Annotated in this window: 18 protein-coding genes and 1 tRNA gene; 14 read left to right on the top strand and 5 right to left on the bottom strand. The window is 52.0% G+C overall.

Annotation, left to right across the window (positions count from 1 at the left end; all coding sequences use genetic code 11):
* Positions 1-18: 18 nt before the first annotated feature.
* From HCG48_RS16540 to HCG48_RS16520, 5 genes are all read left to right on the top strand, one after another.
* A complete protein-coding gene (locus HCG48_RS16540; protein ID WP_168570143.1) occupies positions 19-1,710 on the top strand; it encodes a glycerol-3-phosphate dehydrogenase/oxidase in 1,692 nt (563 codons plus the stop codon).
* Entirely contained in the window at positions 1,676-2,509 is an 834-nt protein-coding gene (locus HCG48_RS16535) for a class I SAM-dependent methyltransferase (protein WP_168570142.1), read from the top strand. The genes HCG48_RS16540 and HCG48_RS16535 overlap by 35 nt, the downstream gene beginning before the upstream one ends.
* An 83-nt stretch (positions 2,510-2,592) precedes the next feature.
* On the top strand, positions 2,593-3,585 hold the full coding sequence (locus HCG48_RS16530; protein WP_168570141.1) for an NAD-dependent epimerase/dehydratase family protein: 993 nt from the start codon (positions 2,593-2,595) through the stop codon (positions 3,583-3,585).
* Between the two features lie 24 nt (positions 3,586-3,609).
* On the top strand, positions 3,610-5,391 hold the full coding sequence (locus HCG48_RS16525) for an asparagine synthetase B family protein (RefSeq protein WP_168570140.1): 1,782 nt from the start codon (positions 3,610-3,612) through the stop codon (positions 5,389-5,391).
* 53 nt (positions 5,392-5,444) lie between these two features.
* The gene (locus HCG48_RS16520; protein WP_168570139.1) at positions 5,445-6,215 is read left to right on the top strand and encodes an acyltransferase; all 771 of its coding nucleotides are present in this window, start codon (positions 5,445-5,447) and stop codon (positions 6,213-6,215) included.
* On the opposite strand, the gene HCG48_RS16515 is transcribed toward HCG48_RS16520, so the two are convergent.
* Entirely contained in the window at positions 6,185-7,606 is a 1,422-nt protein-coding gene (locus HCG48_RS16515) for a flippase (RefSeq protein WP_168570138.1), read from the bottom strand. The genes HCG48_RS16520 and HCG48_RS16515 overlap by 31 nt on opposite strands.
* A gap of 92 nt (positions 7,607-7,698) precedes the next feature.
* Between HCG48_RS16515 and HCG48_RS16510 the strand changes: the two genes are divergently transcribed.
* The 3 genes from HCG48_RS16510 to HCG48_RS16500 all read left to right on the top strand — a co-directional run bounded on the left by HCG48_RS16510 (position 7,699) and on the right by HCG48_RS16500 (position 11,382).
* Positions 7,699-9,129, top strand: coding sequence for a rhamnogalacturonan lyase family protein (locus HCG48_RS16510; RefSeq protein ID WP_168570137.1), 1,431 nt, complete (start codon positions 7,699-7,701; stop codon positions 9,127-9,129).
* Positions 9,130-9,150: 21 nt separating this feature from the next.
* On the top strand, positions 9,151-9,723 hold the full coding sequence (locus tag HCG48_RS16505; RefSeq protein WP_168570136.1) for a metal-dependent hydrolase: 573 nt from the start codon (positions 9,151-9,153) through the stop codon (positions 9,721-9,723).
* 108 nt (positions 9,724-9,831) lie between these two features.
* On the top strand, positions 9,832-11,382 hold the full coding sequence (locus tag HCG48_RS16500) for a glycosyltransferase family 39 protein (RefSeq protein WP_168570135.1): 1,551 nt from the start codon (positions 9,832-9,834) through the stop codon (positions 11,380-11,382).
* On the opposite strand, the gene HCG48_RS16495 is transcribed toward HCG48_RS16500, so the two are convergent.
* Positions 11,355-12,140 (bottom strand): C40 family peptidase, encoded by a 786-nt coding sequence (locus HCG48_RS16495; RefSeq protein WP_200665515.1) that lies wholly within the window; start codon positions 12,138-12,140, stop codon positions 11,355-11,357. The two genes, HCG48_RS16500 and HCG48_RS16495, sit on opposite strands and share 28 nt — an antisense overlap.
* Positions 12,141-12,278: 138 nt before the next feature.
* Between HCG48_RS16495 and HCG48_RS16490 the strand changes: the two genes are divergently transcribed.
* Positions 12,279-13,214, top strand: a complete 936-nt coding sequence (locus tag HCG48_RS16490; RefSeq protein WP_168570134.1) for a serine hydrolase — start codon at positions 12,279-12,281, stop codon at positions 13,212-13,214.
* Positions 13,215-13,273: 59 nt separating this feature from the next.
* Entirely contained in the window at positions 13,274-13,951 is a 678-nt protein-coding gene (locus tag HCG48_RS16485) for a hypothetical protein (RefSeq protein ID WP_168570133.1), read from the top strand.
* A gap of 119 nt (positions 13,952-14,070) precedes the next feature.
* Here HCG48_RS16485 and HCG48_RS16480 read toward each other — a convergent pair.
* Together HCG48_RS16480 and HCG48_RS16475 are read right to left on the bottom strand one after the other, a co-directional pair.
* Positions 14,071-14,162, bottom strand: a tRNA-Ser gene (locus HCG48_RS16480).
* Positions 14,149-14,382, bottom strand: coding sequence for a hypothetical protein (locus tag HCG48_RS16475; protein WP_168570132.1), 234 nt, complete (start codon positions 14,380-14,382; stop codon positions 14,149-14,151). The genes HCG48_RS16480 and HCG48_RS16475 overlap by 14 nt, the downstream gene beginning before the upstream one ends.
* A gap of 460 nt (positions 14,383-14,842) precedes the next feature.
* On the opposite strand from HCG48_RS16475, the gene HCG48_RS16470 reads away from it, so the two are divergent.
* Entirely contained in the window at positions 14,843-16,114 is a 1,272-nt protein-coding gene (locus HCG48_RS16470) for a glycosyltransferase (protein ID WP_210437055.1), read from the top strand.
* An 85-nt stretch (positions 16,115-16,199) separates the two neighbouring features.
* On the opposite strand, the gene alr is transcribed toward HCG48_RS16470, so the two are convergent.
* Positions 16,200-17,387 carry an alanine racemase gene (gene alr, locus HCG48_RS16465; protein WP_168570130.1) on the bottom strand — a complete coding sequence of 396 codons (1,188 nt, stop codon included), beginning with the start codon at positions 17,385-17,387 and terminating at the stop codon, positions 16,200-16,202.
* Positions 17,388-17,762: 375 nt separating this feature from the next.
* Between alr and HCG48_RS16460 the strand changes: the two genes are divergently transcribed.
* From HCG48_RS16460 to HCG48_RS16450, 3 genes are all read left to right on the top strand, one after another.
* Complete coding sequence (locus HCG48_RS16460; protein ID WP_168570129.1) at positions 17,763-19,253, top strand: adenylate/guanylate cyclase domain-containing protein; 1,491 nt, start codon at positions 17,763-17,765, stop codon at positions 19,251-19,253.
* Between the two features lie 83 nt (positions 19,254-19,336).
* Positions 19,337-19,834 carry an HNH endonuclease gene (locus tag HCG48_RS16455; RefSeq protein ID WP_168570128.1) on the top strand — a complete coding sequence of 166 codons (498 nt, stop codon included), beginning with the start codon at positions 19,337-19,339 and terminating at the stop codon, positions 19,832-19,834.
* Positions 19,835-20,237: 403 nt separating this feature from the next.
* A complete protein-coding gene (locus HCG48_RS16450; RefSeq protein WP_168570127.1) occupies positions 20,238-21,458 on the top strand; it encodes a DHH family phosphoesterase in 1,221 nt (406 codons plus the stop codon).
* The last annotated feature ends 74 nt before the right edge of the window (positions 21,459-21,532 follow it).

Raw genomic sequence — 21,532 nt, 5'->3', positions numbered from 1 at the left:
GAAGTCGAATCAACCATCATGAACAGAAATCCGGTCAACCTCACCAAAACAGATTTTGACATTCTCGTCATTGGCGGAGGAATCTACGGTGCTTGCATGGTGTGGGAAGCAGCATCGCGCGGTTTATCCGTAGCTTTAATCGAACGAGGAGATTTTTGTAGTGCAACTTCAGCGAATAGTTTAAAAATCATTCATGGCGGTTTGCGCTATTTACAACACGGGGATTTTAAGCGGATGCGCGAATCGATCGCCGAACGTAAAATCCTGATGCGAATTGCCCCCCATTTAGTGCATCCCCTTCCGGTATTAGTCCCGACCTACGGATGGGGAATGAAGGGGAAACCGATTCTGAGTTTAGCCTTAGCAATTAACGATGGGGTGAGTTGCGATCGCAACATCGGACTCGACCCGCAAAAATATCTCCCTAACGGTCGCACGATCTCGCGATCGCAATGCTTGGAACTCGCCCCCGGAGTGAATCCGGACGGACTCACCGGAGCCGCCATTTTCTACGACGCCCAAGTATATAACTCCGAACGCCTGCCCCTCGCATTTATACAATCTGCGGTCGGGGCCGGGGCGATCGTCGCGAATTACGTCGAAGCGACGGGATTATTGTGCGAAGGTCGGCAAGTCAAAGGAGTGCGCGCCCGAGATCGACTGTCCGGCAACAAGTTCGAGATTGGCGCCCGCACCACCGTTGCCACGTGCGGGCCGTGGGTCGATCGCCTCCGACAGTGGCTCGGCGGTTCGGCTCCCGTCATGCCCTTGGCGAAAGCCATTAACCTCATTACCCGCCCGCTTTTCAGCGATTATGCCGTCGGTTTATCGAGTCGGCCCCCGTCCCGAGATCCACGGGCACCCCTCGATAAGGGCAGTCGCTTGTTATTCGTGGCCCCCTGGCGGGGTAAGTCGATCGTGGGGACGGCCTATTTTCCGTGCGATCGCCCGCCGGATACCTTGCGAGCTACCCCCGGCGAAATTCAACAGTTACTCGACGACATCAATCGGGCGTATCCCCCAGCACAGCTTACTTTGGGCGATGTTTCTTTCGTACATTGCGGCTTGTTGCCGAGTACGGGCATCGATCCTCACAGTGGGGAACCCGCGATCGCCCAACATCCGTACGTCAGTAACATGGGATATGATGGACTCTACTGCGCCGTCGGCGTTAAATATACAACCGCTCGCCATGTCGCCGTCAAGACGATCGATCGCGTTTTCCGAGGGTGGGGAGAGCCGCCCGTACCCTCAACATCGGCTTTCACGCCCTTAGAAGGCGGTCAGATCGATCGCTTCGAGGCGTTTGTGCAGGGCCTCCGACGCCCCGAAACCGTGGCGGAAGATACAATGCGCGAATTAATCTATCACTACGGCACGGCGGTGCCGCAACTGCTGCACGAGGCGGGGACAAATCCCGATGGCGATCGCATGTTAGACGCCCAAGTGCGCCATGCCATTCGCGCAGAAATGGCCGTGCAATTGAGCGATACCGTCGTGCGGCGAACCGGACTCGGCAGTCTCGGACATCCCGGAAAGGCTTCTTTAGAGCGTTGCGCCCGGGTGATGGGGCGAGAACTGGGATGGACCGAGGGAGAAATTCAAGCCCAATTACAGCAAGTTGAAGCCATTTATAACCTCAATTTAAACAATTTAGACGATCGCTCGGAGCAAGATGACAGAGAAACATTGGCCCATTCGACTGTTTGAAAAATCCGTTCTCAAACAGAGAAAATATCGAGAACTAACCGAGTTGCTCGGCAACTGTACGGGGTTGCACTGTTTGGATATCGGTTCGGATAATGGCGTTATCAGTTATTTATTCAGACAACGGGGAGGCGAGTGGAAAAGTGCGGATTTAGAAGCAGACGCCGTGCGTTCCATTCGCGAGTTGGTCGGCGATAATGTCTTTCAAATTGATGGAAAAAAGACGCCATTTGCAGATAATGAATTCGATCGCGCGGTCATTGTCGATTTCCTGGAACATATCGAGAGCGATCGCGAGTTCGTAGAGGAACTGCAGCGCATTCTCAAACCCGGTGGCGAACTGATTATTAACGTTCCATTTGTCAAAAATAGTGGCTTGAGAAAACTGCGACTGGCGATCGGACAAACCGATGAAAAACACGGTCACGTCCGCCACGGTTACACCGTAGAAAGTTTACGAGAACTGTTGGGCGATCGCTTCTCGATGGTTGCCGCGAAAACCTATTCTAAGTTTTTCTCGGAATTCGTCGATACCGTCTTGACTTTTGCGATCGACTGGCTGAAAAAAGAACAGCAGTCTTCTCAAAAAGGTCGGATCGTGACGGGCAACGATTTAGCTCGCTATCAAAAGTTATTTAAAATCTATTCTCTGATTTATCCGATCGTTTGGGCGATCGCGCAATTGGATAACTTGTTATTTTGGCGATCGGGTTATATGCTGATTGTTAAAACGCAAGTCATTAAACCGGAGAGGGGCGATCGCGGTCGAAAACAAGCCGCTTTCTCCGGTCAAAATAACTAATCTCAAACATCTCGAACCGATCTATATTTTAGGCGATCGCGAGCTAAGATACAGTAAAAAGCAAAAATTAGTTGTCAAAACATATGAGAATTTTAGTAACAGGTGGAACAGGTTTTACAGGCAGTCATTTAAGCCGTCGCCTGTTAGACCGAGGCAACGAAGTAGTCATTCTCGACAATAAAGAAGGGTTATTTTACGAAGAGTTAAAAAATCGGGGCGCTGAAATTTATATTGGCAGTGTGAGCGATCGCGAATTGGTCGAAAAACTCACCGTAGGCTGCCATACAGTTCACCATTTAGCCGCCGCTTTTCGGCAGGTCAACTTACCCAAACAAGTGTATTGGAATGTCAACGTTGAAGGAACTCGATATTTACTCGATGCCGCGCTCAACAATGGGGTAAAAACATTCGTGTATTGTAGTACCTGTGGGGTTCACGGCGATGTCAAAAAAGAACCCGCCTCAGAAGATGCCCCGATCGCCCCAGAAGATTACTATCAATATACGAAATATGAAGGCGAAAAAGTCATTCCCGAATTTTTGAATCGAGGGATGAAAATTGTCACCCTTCGACCTACCGCGATTTACGGGCCGGGGGATCCGGAACGCTTCTTAATTTTGTTTAAATTAGTCAATAAAGGTCGCTTTTTCATGTGTGGCCGGGGTCGGGCGCACTACCACCCCGTTTATATCGATAATTTAGTCGATGCCTTTCAACTAGCGGCGGACTCCGATCGCGGCAATGGAGAAGTTTATTTAATCGCCGACGAGCATTACTATACCCTAACCGAATTAGTCACGGCGATCGCCAAAGTTTTGCAAATCGATTTGAAGATTCAATACATTCCATTTTGGCCTGTTTGGACGGCAGCTTTAATCACCGAAATGGTTTACAAACCGTTTCCCGGAATCGATCCGCCGTTATTTCGCCGTCGGGTCGATTGGTTCCGTCAAAATCGCGCTTTTAGTATCGAAAAAGCCAAGAAAGAGTTAGGCTACGATCCGAAAATTGGTCTGGAAGAAGGGTTGAGCAAAACAGCTCGATGGTATCGAGAAAAGGGATATTTGGACAGTTAAGAAAGCCGGAGGCGAGCAACATTCATGGGTGGTATTTTTGGAACGATCGGCGATCTCGATGCTGGGGTCGTGGCGGCAATGGGAAGGCGCCTGCAACACCGAGGTCATAGGGTGCAATCTTTTGAGGTGAGTTCCCAGGTGACCCTCGGGGAATGGCTTTCGCACAAAGCCACCGGGAGGCTGACCCTCGGCCATTGGGCCATGGTCGCCGACGGCGATATTTATAATGCACTTGAATTACAAAAAATGCTGGCCGATCGCGGGATCGCACCGATAGGCGATCGCCCAGAAATTTTGATATTACAGGGATTTCTGGAATTTGGCGACGAAATTTTTAATCGGGTCAACGGCGATTTTGCTTTGGCATTGTGGGACGACGATCGCCGCCTCTTGCGCTTGGTTCGCGATCCGGTCGGAATGCGTCCTCTATACTACTGGCACCAAAATGGTATATTTGCGTTTGCGTCGGAATACAAAGCATTGCTGGCGATTCCCCAACTCCCCGTCGTGGCCGATCGCGCGGCAGTTCAAACCCTGCAATATACAAAATATCCGCCGACGAATCGCACCTTAATTGAAAATATAGTTGCCGTTCCCCCCGGGCATTGCTTGGAGTACGAACGCGGCAAAATCCGATCCGATCGCTATTGGGATTTGACGGTAGAGGCGCGGGAAACCGAGGGCGATCGCGCGGCAGAAGTGCGAGATATCTTTTTACAAGCGGTGCGCCGACAAACCGCCGATCTCGACCGCCAGGTTGGCGTCACCTTAAGTGGCGGGGTCGATTCGGCGTCAGTCGCCGCAGCGATTCGCAAAGTCCGTCCCGACCTGCACTTGCACGCGTTTACCTGCGGTTACGGGGAATCCGATCCGGAAATTCTGACGGCGGCGATCGTGGCAGAGGCGATCGGGTGCGATCGTCACCCCATTTACGTAACTCCGCACGATATTCCCCCGTTGTTACCCCAGATAGTCTGGCATCTCGAAGACCCGATCGCCCGCAGCGAAACCGTACAAAAGTTTGTCACCGCCGGGAAAGCCGCCGAGTATGTCGATGTCGTACTCGCCGGGTATGCCTCCGATGGCTTGTACGGCGGGATGCCCAAACACAAACTCGTCAAATTAATGGAATGGTTGCCGCCATTGAAGACGCCACTGACGGAGTTTTACAGTTACACCCAAACCAGTCGCCCGCCCCAAACCCTTTTGGGCAAAGCATTGCACTGGGCGTACTATCGCGGTGCCGATGCCCCGGCGCCCGCGATCGAAGGCGTGCAGGTGGCGCCTCCCGTAGAGTCGATCCCGCCCTTACAACCGGAGTTACTCAACACCGTCCTCAAGTCCGGCGTGGTCAACGGTGTGGGCAAATGGTTGCCCAAGGCGGAACGTCTGCACATTGCCCACGGCGTGACGGTGCGATCGCCATTTCTCGATCGCGATCTGATCGACAATGCCTTTGAAATTCCCGAACGCTACAAGATTTATCGCTGGCGGGAAAAACATATTTTTCGCGAAGCCGTCAAGCCCTTGTTACCCCCTGCGGTATTAAACCGACCGAAGTTTCCTCAAGCGATGAAATACGATCGCGTTTTTAGTGACGTCTTAGAAGAAATTTGCACGGAATTTCTGACACCGGAACGGGTGCGATCGCGCGGCTTTTTTTCCGTCTCAGAAATTGAAAACTTGCGCCGACGTCCCAAGAGTGGACTGTACAGTTCGGAGCGATCGATGCGTTTGTGGACGGCAATTTTAACCGAACTGTGGGCGCAACTGTTTATCGACGGTCGAGGGGAAAAACCTGAATAAAAACGTGAATTCAAGACGGGCGTCCGTCGATAGTTGAAAAATTGGAAATCGGCATGAAATCGAAAAAAATTCAGAATCAAATTACCGATGAATCGAGTTCTGGATTGCGCCGATATCAAGCGGTTGTTGTCGGATCTCAAAGTTTGTGGTTTACCTTCAAATACGAGTTAATTTGCTCGATTTTTGGAGCGATGCCCGGAGCTTTTGGCTTGTTATTGCGCCAAAAGTTTTACAAATCCTTATTGAAAAGGGTAGGTCGAGGGGTTGTTTTTGGTAAAAATATCACCGTTCGACACCCTCAAAAAATTGAGTTGGGTCGAGGAGTTGTCATTGACGACGGCTGTGTTTTAGATGGGCGAGGAGGGGAGAATTCTGGGATTAAAATCGGCGATTCGGTGATTCTCGGACAAAATACGCGACTGGTGTGTAAACAAGGAAATATTCAGCTCGGCGATCGCGTTGGGATTGGTGCTAATTCAAGTATTTATGCTGTCGGGGATAATACGATCGCCGTTGGCGAGGATAGTTTAATTGGCCCTTACACCTATCTCGGCGGCGTTTCTTATCATTGCGATCGCACTGACATTCCAATTGCTTTACAAGGGTTAAATCCTAAAGGAGGAATTATCATCCAAGCCAATGTTTGGTTGGGGGCGCGATCGACGATTTTGGATGGGGTAAAGATTGGTAACGACGCGATCGTTGGCGCCGGATCGGTGGTGACCCGATCGCTTCCAGCATACGCGATCGCCGTCGGCGTTCCTGCAAAAGTTATCAAAATGAGAAATGAAAACTATGAGGAAACTTCCCCAGAGGGAGAATGACCGACAAAATATCGAGGTCGCATCCGCACAACTAAGGCGATCGCCCCCAAAAACAGGACGATCGCACCGACAGAAACCGAAATGATTTGATAAAGCATAAACGAAGGAATTGAAGCCATCAACAAGGCGATCGCGACCAGTAAAATCATGTTTTTTGCGAGTTGTTTGTAGCCCATTCTACCGATTAAAATCAAACCTAAAATACACAAGATTAATTCACTTAATAACGTAGCGATCGCCGCTCCCCTTCCGCCCAAAAATGGAATCAGAATCGCATTAATTCCCAGATTCACAATTGCGGTCGTCAGCAACAGTGGCGGTAAAGATTTTTCCCGTCCCGTGGCTTGTAACAATCGTTCGGCAAGGGTCGCAAACATATTGATGCTAATACTGGGAATCAGGATCGCCAGAGAGTCAACCGAAGCAGAATAGCGATCGCCATATAGTAGATTGATGAGGATTTTTTGAGCGAAGCCAGCCATTAAAATTGCGGGAAAAACAACCAGTAATAATAAACGAGTGGTTTTATAAATTTCTTGGGGTAACTCTTGCGGGGTATTAGCATGACATCGAGTTAATTGCGTAAAAATGACATAAAAAACCGCTCTCGGCAAGGCTGAAAAAATCTCCATCACCCGATAGGCGGCACTGTAAAATCCCGCTTGTCCGACGGCGCCGATCGCCTTGAGCATGACGACATCGACTTGATAGTAAAGAATCCATAAAATGCCGGAAACCGCAAACGGGGAAGCCCGCCGAATTGACTGCTGAAATTGTTTTAAGCTCAAACGAGAATAAATCCTCGTTTTAGAACTTAAAAACCAAAATAAACCGATAATATCGAGGCTGCGAACAATGACTATTGACGTGACAACCCAGATTAAATTTTTAGTTTGGAATAAAACGAAGAGGGCGACAACGACCACCGCAGAGCGTTCGATCGCCACGGATATTGTTTCCGTTCTAAACCAACCTTTACCTCGGAGTACCGATCGCAAAGTCATTTTTACGCCGCGATCGACTTCAGATAAAAGCACGAGATAGCAAACAATCGCGCCTTTTCCTTCAAATCCCAACGTTTTAGCCACGGGCCAGAGGGCGATCGCCACGATCGCGGCAAATATCAGTTGAATCAGTAAAAATTCAACAGTTAATTTCGAGCCTTCGATAGGATTGGCGGCGACTTCCCGATTGATTAATGTAGGAAATCCAAATTGCATAAATAATGACAAAATCGCCCCTAAAGCAACTGCCGCCGCAAAAATCTCATAGGTTTCCGGACCGAGAACGCGGGCGAGCAGGACGTAAAGAACGAAGGTCAGAGCGAGGGTTCCTTCGCCGAGGATCGCGTAGAGATAAGACCAATTGAAACGGGATAGAAGATGTTTCATTAACTCAATTCTTCAACTTCTTTAAAATAGAAACATAAAATAGAATTTCGATTTTAAATCATTTGTTTTTGGAGCGAGTGTAAATCAGTGTCATGGTTAAAAATTGGGTAAAACAACCGCAATGGATTGCGCTGGCGATCGCCAGTTTTCTCTTCCTCGGTGCCCTGGGACTGTGGCGATCGCGCCATAGCAATACCTATACCCAAGGGGTCGATCTCCCCTACGCCGAGATCGAACCGCAAACGATCGCCTTAGATTTACCGGAGGAAAGCGGGAGATCGGGGGGATTAATCGTCGCAGATGTCAACAATGACGATCGCCGGGATTTTCTCGTGACCAAACCCGGTTATCTGGCAGTGTATGACAATTCCGGCGAAAAACTCTGGGTGAAAGAGACCGACATCCACTTGACCGGAAAAGCTGAAAGTCAAGGGTTACCGGGGTTACACGCAGCAGGCGTTCAAGTTGGGGATCTCGATCGCGACGGGAACGCCGAAGTTTTATTTTTAAACAGCAATAACATTCTGCACGTCGTCCGGGGGGACACGGGGGAAACGCAACAGCGTATAACCCTCACCTCTCCAGAAGGAGCGCGCCACTGGGAACATCTGGTCATCGCCAACTTTCGCGGCGAGGGCGATCGCGATCTGTTGCTACAGGCGACGAACGCTTTAGGATATCGTATGGGTCGCTATTTGGCCGCTTACGCGATCGAGGACTTGCTCGGCGCCGACAATCCCCAACCGCTCTGGACTCGGGACGATTTTATCGCCAACGCCCATAACGGCGCCCGCCTCGCCGATCTCGACAATGACGGAAAACACGAAGTTTTAGGGGCGATCGCGGTTTCGCCAGACGGGGAAATCTCAGTCAAACTCCCGGTTAAAGGGCATATCGATGCATTATCCGTCGCCGACGTTCGCCCCGACTTACCGGGATTGGAAGTGGTCGCCTTAGAAGAAGACGGAGACAATCGCGTTTTTCTCTACAACGGCGATCGCCTCTTATGGCAAACTCACTACAAATACCAAGAACCGCAAAATACTGCCGTTGGCGAGTTCGATCCCGATCGCCCCGGCTTGGAAATTTGGGCGCGCAGTCGTTATAACGAAGATCAAAAACCGTTTATCTTCGATGCGAACGGCGAACTCATTGGCGAATACGAGATGGCAAATGTGGCCCCGAGAGGCTGGACCTTGCGCGGGGTCGAAGTCATTTTTCCGATCCACTGGACCGGGGAACGGCGAGAACTCGCCGCCGCCAAAGAACGGCATCGATCGGGAGATGTGGCCCTATTCGAGCCGATGTCGGGCAAATTTGTCTTGAGAATACGCGAACGAGCCGATCGCCTTTACGTGGCGGACGTTTCCGGCGATTGGCGCGAAGAAATTATCGTCCTCGATGGCAATCGATTACGGGTCTATCAAAACCCGGATCCCAACCCCAATCCCGATCGCCCGTCCTTGTGGACTCAAGACCATTACCGCCGCAGTAAAACTAATTGGAACTATTACAATCCTTGAACTCTATTGTTTCGATCGCCTATGCCTTCTCCTGTCGGACATACCCTCGCCGGACTGTGCGGATTTTTACTCGGTCGAGAACGAATCCCACCCCAACAACGTCGCTGGTGGTTGGCGAGTTGCGTGGCGATCGCCAATTTACCGGACCTCGATATTCTCCCGGGATTAATGTTATACGGCGATCCGTCGGAATTTCATCGAGATGCAACCCACAGTATTTTTGTAGGGATGGCGATCGCCGGATCGGTCTGGGCGATCGCCAAATCTCGTGGCTTGAAACCGCATCGACTCTGGGGAGTTTATACCGGGGGACTGTATCTGTCCCATATTCTGCTCGACATGCTCGTTGCCGATCCCTTCCCTCCCACGGGAGTGCAAGCCTTTTGGCCGTTCTCCTTCGATTATTTTGCGTTTCCGATCGCCATTTTTGCCCGCTTTGACTATTTCGATCCGGCTTTAGGAATGCTCGACGCTATTTTAAGTTGGCATAATTTCTTCGGAGTTTTGCGCGAAATCTTAATTCTCACTCCTGCCCTGGTTGGCAGTTATTATCTCGGCCAAAAAATCGGTTATCATTTGCGCAAATCTCGATAAAGCGAGCGCGCTTCAACCTGGGGCGATCGCCCGCCTCGCCAGCTTCGAGTGACTCCGTGAAAATCCGCACCCCTATGGGGCGATCCTTGCAACACCTCCGTGAGATCGATGAACTCAAATCATCCCGTATTTTTGGATAAATTCAGACAAAAACAGACGATCGCTCCATGGTTGCCCATCGGCATCATTGTAGCGATCGCGGCGATTGTATTTTTTTATCGCATTGACGACGAAAGCTTCTGGATTGACGAACTCATCAGTCTCGGCGACGTGCGCGACGGTCGCGGCTTACCCCCGAGAAACCTGATGCGCCCGCTTTATTACATACTTTTGAGCGTCTGGGTTCAGTTCGGAACCTCCGATGCGTGGTTGCGAAGCCTGTCGGTATTATTCGGCTTGGGGGCAGTCGTTTTGCTCTATTGGCTCGGCTGTCGGATCGCGGGCAAAGCGGAAGGGGCGATCGCCGCCTTATTATTCGCCCTGTCGCCGCTCGTCATCAATCACGCCCAAGAAGTGCGAATGTACGTTTTGAGTGCATTTCTGTGCATTGCGGGCAGTCTCGCCCTCACCTATGCCTTAGAACGACCCCAACCCCGGGCGATCGGCGCGTGGATTTTGTTGCGCTGGTTGGCGATGCTCGCCGTTCCCCTCAACGTCACCCTGACCGTCGCCGACGCCGCCCTCATTTTATGGATCTACCGCAAACGACCGCGCACCTACATCCCCTTTGGCGTCGCCTTTGCCGTCCTCGGCGCCCTGTGGGTGCCTTCCTTGTTGACGACCTTGCAAGAGATCGATCCCGATTCCAGATACGCTCGATCGGATCACGTCGCCAACCGCCAATCGCCCGGAGTCGCCGATCTGGTGCGCCTGTTCAAGTTTTACACCGTCTGGCCGTTTGCGGTACAGTCCGACGCGATCGCCGCCAACTTTTACAAACTATTTACCCTCGTTTTGGTCGCCTTGCCGGGTGCAGCCCTGCTACAAAAACATCGGGATTCGCGCTTATTTTGGCCGTTAGCGTGGTTTGCCATCCCCATCGGCGAAATTTTCCTTTTTTCCCAAATTTCGCTCTCCTTGTGGGTGACGCGCTATTTACTGTTCGCCGCGCCCTTTGCCTTCGTGTTGCTCGCGGCGGGATGGACGCGGTTGTGGCGACAATGGCGGATCCCTGCGGTGGCGATCGCCATTGCCTATCTAATCGCCGTCGGTGGCGGCTTGCACCACTACTACACCGTGGACGATCGCACCGACTACCGAACCTTCGTCGAAACGATCGAAACCCAAGAACAACCCGGGGATGTAGTCGTTTGGGCGATCCAACATACCCGGCCCCGGTTGCCCCTAGACCACTACTACCAAGGCTCTGCCGAGATCGTCGAACGGGAGGCATTAATTGAAGATCTCGACGCCGCCGCGATCGCTACGTGGCTCGATCGCCTCCCGCCGATTTCCTCCCGTCTCTGGATCGCCGCCAATATCATTCGAGACAATCGCGAACCCCTGAAAACCGCAGTAGAGCGTCAATTTAACGTGCGCGAATATCGAGATTTGGACAACCTGCAACTGTTTTTGGTGACCCCTCGCGAAGACCGGGCCACCCCCTCGGACGATCGCCTGCGATCGAGCGCTTATGGAGTTCCGGGGGAGGGATTTTGAGTCCGCGCCGGGCGATCGCCGGATTTTTTCGGTAAATAACTCGCCATCACCCGACCCGCGCCCCGTAATTGGGCGAAATAAAAGCGACTGACCCGATCGCCCTTCGCCGAAAGCACGTCAATCCCGATCCCGTTGCGTCCGCCTTCCTTTCCCGAACTGTGGATATAGCGACCGTCGCCGAGGTACAGGCCCACGTGAGTCGCTTTGTCGCGCTCGCCGAAAAACACCAAATCCCCGGGCTGCAAGTCTTTGAGGGCGATCGCCTCCGTAAACGCTTCCTGCTGGTAGGCATCTCGGGGCAGCCAAATCTGACCCCCATTCATAAACGCCGCTTGCATCAACCCGGAACAATCGTAATTCGGGGCGAGGGTACCTCCCCAAAGATAATAATTGGGGGTTGCTTTGGCCCCTTCGGTAAAAGCAAGGATCGCCGCGAGATGCCGTTCGATCTCCTCGCGCGATCGCGCGATCGCCCGATAAGGCGTCGCCACTTTTTCCAAATATTGGCCGTCTTCCGGCTTCAACCAGCCGGGATAGTCATCCTCGCACAGGCGCACCGGAATCGCCTCGATCCCTGCCCGTTCCCGACGCTGGGGATCGAGTGGAACGATCCGTAAATGGCGTCCCGCAGCCGCTTGAGTTGCGAGGGTGTCGCATTTCGGGGAATCATAGAGATTCAGATTGGCACGGCATTGGTACTCGACCTTTTCCCTCGGTTGCATGGCTGGACTCTTGTGGAGTGGGCGAGAAGAAACCATAGATCCTTTCCTTTCAAGGTTTGCGATTGACCCGCGACGAGACAACAACTGACGAGTACCGACGCACCCAATCAATTTGCTGGCCGCTCCTCATTGTCCCGATCTCGGTCAACATATTTAGTTATTCAACGAGAGAAGATGACTTTTTTCCGCAAAGACGAACAACTCCAACGCTTGGGCGATCGCATCTTGGAAGCCACTTGGACCCAATTTTCCCATCTGGCGCGCAACCAAATTGCCATGACCTGGCTGGTTTACGATAACCCGGTTCCGGTCAATACCGGAGGAGCCCTCAGCCCGGAAGCGTTTTGGAAACACGAAATCCGAGGCTTTCACTATCGCGGCGTCGAACGCATTTATCCGGCGAGTGTGGTCAAACTGTTTTATCTCGTCGCCACTTACGAATGGTTGGCAAAAGGGATGATCGCCCCTTCGGCGGAACTCGAACGGGCCTTGCGCGATACGATCGTCGATTCGAGTAACGATGCGACGTCCCTGGTGGTAGACGTGCTCACCGGAACGACAAGCGGACCGGAGTTACCCGCCGGACCGTTTGAAACGTGGAAACAGCAGCGCAACCTGGTCAACCGTTACTTACAGAATTTCGGCTGGCCCGAGTTTGAAAGCATCAACGTCAATCAAAAAACCTGGTGTGATGGGGCTTACGGGCGCGAGCGGGCTTTCTTAGGGGAATTAATGGAAAATCGCAACATGCTGACCACCAACGCCACGGCGCGGCTGCTACACGCGATCGTCGGCGGGGTCGCGGTTTCGTCGGAAGGGTCTCAAGGGATGATGGGCTTGATGCGGCGATCGCTCGACGCAAAAGCGTTGGAAGCCGATCCGGAAAATCAGGTTACCGGGTTTCTCGGCGGTGGATTGCCCCAACAGGCGCGCTTGTGGTCGAAAGCGGGATTGACCAGTCAAGTCCGTCACGATGCGGCTTATATCGAAATTGACGGCAAACAGCCTTATTTATTGGTCGTTTTCACCGAAGGTAAGGCCCAAAGTTGCAGTGAAGCAGTTTTGCCGTTTATTTCGCAGCAAGTCGTCGAAGCCCTCGGGGAAGTGTGAAGTGCCACAATGGCGATCGAGGCTTATCAAAAATATGGCGTAGGAGGAGGCTAATATTCATGTGGATCCAGCGTTGTTTTTATGCGATCGCGGCGATCGCCCTCTGGAGTGGGTTCGGTTCGTCCCCGGCGTTATCGCAACCGGAAACCCTTTCCGAACGAGGGGTAGAGCCGCTTTCTGCTTCCTTGTCCGGCACGCGATCGCGCCAGGTCGAGCGCCCCTGGTCTCCCCTCCCGACCCCGGAAAGTTCCCCCGTCGCCCAACATGTCGCCCAAGATGTCGCTCAAAATATTGCCCAAAATAGAGAGATCGAACCCGGTCGCCGCACTCGTTCCGGTCCGAGTTATCTCGGAATTGGGGTCAATATCGGCTTTAACGAAGACGGGGGCAGCCCTTTGGGGAACGGTAATTTTGCCGTCATCAGTAAAATCGGACTCCTCGAACAGGTTTCCGCCCGTCCGGCGATCTTGTTTGGCGATGACTTGATGTTTTTACTGCCCGTCACCGTCGATTTTCCTTTACAAGATACGGAAGAGGTCGCCCGCGCCACGATCGCCCCGTATTTAGGCGGAGGATTGGCCCTTTCTCCCAATTCCGATAACTTTCTCGGCGGTTTCGGAACCGTCGGTTTAGATACGGCGTTAACCTCCAACTTTACGGCGACCGTCGGCGTCAATCTCGGCTATGTCGAAGAACTCGAACTCGGCGTGATGGTCGGTGGAGGCTACACCTTTTGATTCGGTTCGACCGACGGACATGAGGGGGTTGACAAAGCCGTTCTACGACGAAACAGCCAAGGTCAAAAAAGACTTTGGCTGTTGCCTTTTGAAAATTGATTTTGGCTCTCTTATCGGAACGGAGAGGGAGGGATTCGAACCCTCGTTACGGAGTTACCTACCGTAAAACAGATTAGCAATCTGTCGCTTTCAACCACTCAGCCACCTCTCCAGGTCGCTAGGTAAGCATCATAACATATCTTTTCGAGCATGGGAATGTCTCCCCCAGGGAATTGGGGAGATTTTTCGATCGCCCCTCCTGGTAAGACATTGAGAGCGATCGACCCCCTCCCCTCGCGCCGCGATCGCCCCGTGAGCGCACCAACCATCGGAAAAGATGGGGGTTTGACCCGGGCGATCGCCCCCGTTTTCGCTCCCTCTTTTGACCCCATTTCAAGGTATCAGTCCCCATTTGACCCTGAAATCTTAAAATATGCTAAAATTAGCCTACTCCAAACTAAAATCATACTCAATTCCTCAAAAACGGTAACCGCTTACACCGGGACGGGAGATGGGCAAGACCATTCACCAGCAAAACATCGCCAATGGATTACCCGGAGGGAGGAACAAAAGAAGTGGAATCCAATCGAGAGCGGCAAGGCCAACTTCTGATTGAGGCAGGAGGTTAGAAGTTAACAGAGACGGCGCTGGGATCCCCCGTCCGATCCTCGAATCAATTGAGTTTTCATGCCAGTTCAATAAGGTAAGGAGTCATCCCGTAGCGACGCGCTTTATTGAAGCTTTAACAAACAGTAGAGCCGAACAGTCCGCACGGGTTGCGATCGAGTTGGATGTGAATTTAAAAAACAAAATTCATTCCTAACTTTTGTAGAATTTGGGTAAACAATGAAGATGGCTACTGAAGATCGCAAACACATTGCTTTGATCTCGGTTCATGGCGATCCGGCTGTGGAGATCGGGAAAGAAGAAGCGGGGGGACAAAATGTTTACGTGCGCCAAGTGGGCGAAGCCTTAGCCAAACGGGGCTGGACGGTCGATCTATTTACCCGCAAATCCCATCGCGACGATCGCGAAATCGTCGAACACGCTCCGAATTGTCGCACGATTCGTTTAGTCGCCGGACCGGAAGAGTTCATCCCCAGAAATGACATTTTTGATGATTTACCGACCTTTGTTGAGGAGTTTGTTAAATTTCAAGAACGCGAAGGCATTCATTACCCCGTAATCCATACCAATTACTGGCTGTCTGCCTGGGTGGGGATGGAATTAAAAAAATACCAACCCTTAGTACAACTGCATACGTACCATTCTTTAGGCGCGGTCAAATATCAAGCCGTCGAAGCGATTCCGGCGATCGCCACGACTCGCTTAAATGTAGAAAAAACCTGTTTGGAAACGGCGGAATGTATTGTCGCGACCAGTCCGCAAGAATGCGAACACATGCGATCGCTGGTTTCCGAACGAGGAACCATTGAAATCATCCCCTGCGGTACGGATATTCGTCGCTTCCGGGCGATGTCCAAAGCCGAAGCCCGAAACCAATTGGGGTTGGAACAAGATCGAAACATTGCCTTTTATATCGGACGGTTCGATCGCCGCAAAGGGATCGAAACCTTAGTGCGGGCGATCGCCCAAACCCAAATCCGCGCCCAAGGTAATTTACAGTTAATTATCGGTGGCGGTTCGCGTCCCGGACACAGCGACGGGATCGAGCGCGATCGCATCGAAGGGATCGTCAACGAATTGGGATTGAGCGAGATAACGACCTTCCCCGGACGAATTTCTGACGAACTGCTTCCGGTGTACTATGCGGCTGCGGATGTTTCCGTCGTTCCCAGTCATTACGAACCGTTTGGTTTAGTGGCGATCGAAGCGATGGCGAGTGGGACTCCAGTCATTGCCAGCGACGTCGGCGGCTTGCAGTTTACGGTCAAGTCCGAAGAAACCGGACTGCTGTGTCCGCCGAAAGATGACGGCGCCTTCGCCGAAGCGATCGATCGCATTTTAGGCGATCGAGAATGGCGCGATCGCCTCGGTCAAGCGGCCCGCGCCCGGGTAGAAGCGAAATTTAGCTGGGATGGGGTAGCGAGCCAGTTGAGCGACCTTTACAACCGCGTCCTGGCGGAGAAAACCGCCCCCGTAACCCTGAAAGCGAGCGCCTAAAGCCTTGTAACGATTTCAGCAGTTCGGCGATCGCATTAACCCGCCCGTGCGGGTTATTTTTTTGGTGATTCTGCCCGAAAATCGGTTACGATCGCAGCTTCGATTCGCGAGGGCGCCGTTCTTCGGCGATCGCCACCCGAGGCAAACGGTGCTTGAAACCGCACAGAATTTCCCAGGAAATCGTCCCGAGGGTTGCGGCCCAGTCGTCGGCGGAGATCGTCTCGTCGCCGTCGCGTCCGAGGAGGGTCACCACGTCGCCGACATCGACTTGGGGGATGTCGGTGACGTCGAGCATGATTTGATCCATCGTAATCGCGCCAACTTGCGGCACCCGACCACCGCGAATTAAAACCTGCATCCGGTCGGAGAGATGGCGCGGTACGCCGTCGGCGTAGCCGATCCCGACGACGGCGAGGCGGGTTTCGCGGTCGGTGACGAAACGATGACCGTAGCTGACCCCGGTTCCGGCGGCTACGGTTTTCACTTGAGTGACCCGCGCTTTGACCTGTAAGGCGGTTTGGAGGGCGATCGCGCCGCTTAAATGGGGGGCGGGATACAAACCGTAAATCGCCAGACCGACGCGCACCAGGTCGTAGTGAGTGGCGCGATCGCTCAACGTAGCGGCAGAGTTAGCTAAATGCAGGGGCGGCAATTCGAGACCGAGTTCGCGAATTTGGGCGATCGCCTGTCGGAAACGCCCGTGTTGCAAGTCCATCACCGCGCGATCGGGACTGTCCGCCGTGGCGAAGTGAGAGTAAATACTCGCTATCTTTAAGTGAGGCAAGCCGCGCACTAGCTCGACAAATTGGGCGGCTTCCTGCCAGGGGACGCCGAGACGGGACATTCCGGTATCGAGTTTTAAATGCACCGGAATCGGGCGATCGCGGCAACTTTCGGCAAAGACTAAAGCTTGTTTCGGCGAACATAAGGTGGGTTCTAACTGCCAGCGACTCATCGCCTGCAGTTGTTCCGGGGTGTAGGTCGCCCCCAAAACCAAAATCGGCGATCGAATCCCGGCTTCGCGCAGTTCGATCCCTTCGGGGATCGTGGCGACCCCGAGACGACTGGCCCCCGCTTTCAATACCGTTCGCGCCACGGAAACCGCGCCGTGACCGTAAGCGTCTGCTTTAATCACCGCCATCAGTTCGGTGTTCGGGGGTAATAAGGTGCGGATTTGCCGGACATTGTGGGCGATCGCCGATAAATTCACTTCTACCCACGCCCGTTCCCAGCGCATCGATGAAATACTCGGCGTCTCCTCCCAACTGAGCATTTGCACTCACTCCTCAATCAGTTCACACCATTAAACACTATCTGCATTTAGCGGATTCCGGATAGACCGGGGGAAGAATGAGCTATTGGGATTCTCTTCTCGCCATCGGGGTACATTGAGCGGGCGTAGCCTCCCTGTATCGGGACGTCTCAATTTTCGCCGATCGAAGCCATGCTCAGGAAGCCTTAAATTTTGAAAGCTAGAATTAGAAATGGCGATTTCTGTAAGGGCGATCGCCGATTTAAGAAGTTCTTTTCTAAAAGATTATTCTGTAACCCGCTTGTTTTAAGTTCAATAAGTTTGGGGAAATCGACTGAAAAACATTGAATTTCGATCCCTTTTCAACTCCGTTCGCCGTCTTCCAGGTTTCAACTTATGAATTGGTTAGGCTCGTTATCGATCGACCGATCGCGATCGCTCCAGCTTGCAACCTTGCTCAAAGCCCGCCTTTCTCGACGAATTGCCCTGTGGGTTTTCATCAGTATTGTCATCGTCGAAGCCATCATTTTATTGCCCTCGGCTTATCGCCGCCAACAAGAAATTTTAGATCGCTTGGAAGATGTCGGGCTGACCACGATCGCCCCCTTGCTGCGCTTGTGTGGCGAAACGATTACGGCGGAAAAAATCGATCGTGTTGCCAAACAATTGATGCCGGATTCTCGCTTGAAAGGGCTGGCGGTTTATCGGGATAATGGGGAACGGATTACGATCTTTGACGAAGCGCCCGCCTTAACCTTTGAAGATTTTAAAAATGGCACGTTCACTCGGCGATCGCCCGACGGCGATCGTTACGATGTCATGAAAACTGTATTACAAAATAACCGGGAATATCTAATTGTCGCGCGCCTCGATGCTTCTCACGTGCGCTGGGAGGTCAAAGCGTTTATCGGTCGGATCGTGTTACTGGTGATTTTTATTTGTATTTTCGTGACGTTAGCGACGATGCTCGCATTAGGAAAAACGGTTATTTTACCGATTTTAAAACTGCACCGATCTTTATTAGCTGTCGCCAACACTCAAGTTGAAAATGAAAAAGACCTCGATCGCCACCTGATCGAGATCGCCCGTCGGGACGAACTCGGAGAAGCAATGGAAGCGTTTAATTGCATGACCCGACAAATTGCCGAAAATGTCGCCGAACTGAAAGATCAGAAAAGACAATTAAATCTATTATTTGACGAAGTTAAATCATCGCGCGATCGCTCCGAAAAGCTCTTATTAAATATTCTCCCGGCGCCGATCGCCGAACAATTGCAACAAGGAGTTTCGCCGATCGCCGAAAGTTTTAACGATATCACTGTTTTATTTGCCGACATTGTCGGATTTACGCCCTTGGCGAGCCAAATGTCCCCGGGAGAATTAGTCGAATTACTCAACGAAATCTTTTCCGCATTCGATCGCCTCACCGAACGCTATCAATTAGAGAAAATTAAAACCATTGGCGATGCGTATATGGTCGTCAGTGGGTTACCGATGCCGAATCCCGATTGTGCGGGAGCGATCGCCCAGATGGCCCTAGAAATGCAAGCCGAACTCGATCGCATTGCGACAGAAAAAGCCTATTCCCTGGCGATGCGAATCGGAATTCATAGCGGTCCGGTCGTGGCGGGAGTGATTGGGGTCAAAAAATTCAGTTACGATTTATGGGGCGATACAGTCAACACCGCCAGTCGCATGGAATCCCACGGAAAAAGCGGTCATATTCACGTGAGTGAAGTGACTTATGAAAAATTGCGCGATCGCTTCGAGTTTCGACCCCGTGGCAGGATTGAAGTCAAAGGGAAAGGTGAAATGATGACTTACTTGTTATTGGGGAAAAAAGCGAATCTGCGCCGAGGGTCAAACCCGGTAGAATCGTCGGGGTAAAGTTTTGAGCCGAGCCCGCGCCCCAGATAGAAAAGCTGTGTTACCATTCAGTGAAAATATTCTTCTGCTTTTAGATAACATCAATGGCCAAGGTTCTAGTCCTGAACGCCTCCTACGAACCGCTCAATATCACGAGCTGGAGGCGGGCGATCGTCTTATTACTCAAAGGCAAAGCAGTGGAAGTCGAGCATAACGGTAAGTTGATTTATTCCGACTTTCCCCTCCCGACCGTGATCCGACTTCGGCATTACGTGCGAGTGCCTTATAAAGAAATTCCGCTTACCCGCCGGAATATCCTGCATCGAGACAGTCACTGTTGTCAGTATTGCGGCTATCTCGGCGACGAATTAACCCTCGATCACGTCATCCCGCGATCGCGCGGCGGTGGAGACACCTGGGAAAACCTGGTCACTGCTTGCGTTCGTTGCAACGTCAAAAAAGGCAATCGCACCCCGGACGAAAGTAAGATGCCCTTGTTAAAGAACCCGCGCAAACCTTACAGCAGTTTGTACTTCGAGATAACCAAACATCTCAAAACTGGAATGCACCAAGAATGGCAAAAATATGTCATTGGCGCCTGAACCCCCTGGAGTGAAGTCAACTTCAGGGGGTTTTTTCCAGGTTGACGGTTTCCAAGTTAAAATTTCTTGACCTGTTCTCGACCCATCGATCGCGCGATCGCCCCCCTTCGAGGTCAACGGTGGCAGAGGTTGGCGAATTGACTTCGCAAAACGAGCCGATCGCCTTGACCGAGGAACTTTCAGGGTTTCCAACCCCAGGGGCGATCGCGCGTATTTTTTCGATGTGGAAAAGTTTCCCCCTAAAATAAGGATATTGTGGTTCGTTGTGGCTGTTAGTTGTCGGGCGATCGCCTCAAGAGTTCGTCCGTTGGGCGCGATCGTTCCGGGTCGCTATCATCATCAGTCTCGTGCAACAATGGTTCGCTCGCTCCCCACACCCCTGTCCACTTGAAGCCTCGATGTCATGGTGAATAAATCCGTGGGAGAATCTAACGATCGTCAAAGTCCGGTGCCTATCGATGAAGAAACGGCGACCCCACCCGCTCAGGTTGCCCAGCTTTGGCTCTCTCCAGAGATCTCCGAGAAAGCAAAACAATTACAGCAGGTCTTGGAACGCCATCGGGGCGATCGCCAATTGGTCGTCTTGCAAGATTTTCCCGACCCCGATGCCATGTCTTGCGCTTGGGCGTACAAGCTGATTGCCGCCCAATATGACATCGAATGCGAGATTATCTACGCCGGGGCCTTGAGTCATCAAGAAAACATCGCCCTGGTCAAATTAGCCGGGTTACCCGTGCAACGCTGGCCCGTAGACATCGCCAAAACTAAAGATTTATCGGAATATCACGGCTGCGTTCTCATTGACAACCAAGGAACGACCAGCCAACTGACCACCTTGGTCAAAGCCAGTGAAATTCCGATCGTCGTCATTATCGACCACCACAGCTTACAAGAAGAGTTAAACGCCGAATTTGCCGATATTCGACCCCACATCCGCGCCACGGCCACGATTTTGAGCCAGTACCTGCAAGCCAATTTACTCACCCTGGATACGAACAACACCGATCACGTCAAGTGCGCCACGGCCCTGATGCACGGGTTGCGCGCCGATACGGCCCAGTTGCGACAGGCGCAAGAAGAAGATTTTTTAGCCGCCGCGTTTCTCAGTCGCTATTACGACCCCCAACTGATTACCTCAGTGTTGCAAGCTTCCCGTTCCAAACGAGTGATGGATGTGATCGAGCGATCGCTGAAAAATCGGATCGTCCAAAATAGTTTTTGTATTGCCGGAGTGGGATACTTACGTTACGACGATCGCGACGCTATCCCGCAAGCGGCGGACTTTCTAGTCACCGAAGAAAACGTACATACCGCCGTGGTCTACGGGATCGTTCACGACGAAGACGAAGATATCGAATTGGTCACCGGGTCGTTGAGAACCAATAAGTTAACCTTAGACCCGGACGAATTTCTCAAAGAAGCTTTCGGACAAGACAGTCACGGGCGCTTTTTCGGCGGCGGGCGATCGCAAGCAGGCGGTTTCGAGATCCCGATGGGGTTTCTCTCGGGAACGAATGAAAGCAAAGAATACGCCAAGATGAAATGGGAAGTCTTCGACATCCAAATCAAGCAAAAATTGCTGAAATTGGTTTCCCCAAAAGATGACATCATGACCGCAGATTGAGGGGAAATCGCCGAGGGTGGATTCGATACCCGCCCTCGATCTAAACTCCAAACTCCTCAGAGACGGTTTATAAA

Source organism: Oxynema aestuarii AP17 (genome assembly GCF_012295525.1).
Classification (GTDB): Bacteria; Cyanobacteriota; Cyanobacteriia; order Cyanobacteriales; family Laspinemataceae; genus Oxynema; species Oxynema aestuarii.
Note: the sequence above shows the minus strand (reverse complement) of the source record. Positions and strands in the feature narration are given on the sequence as shown.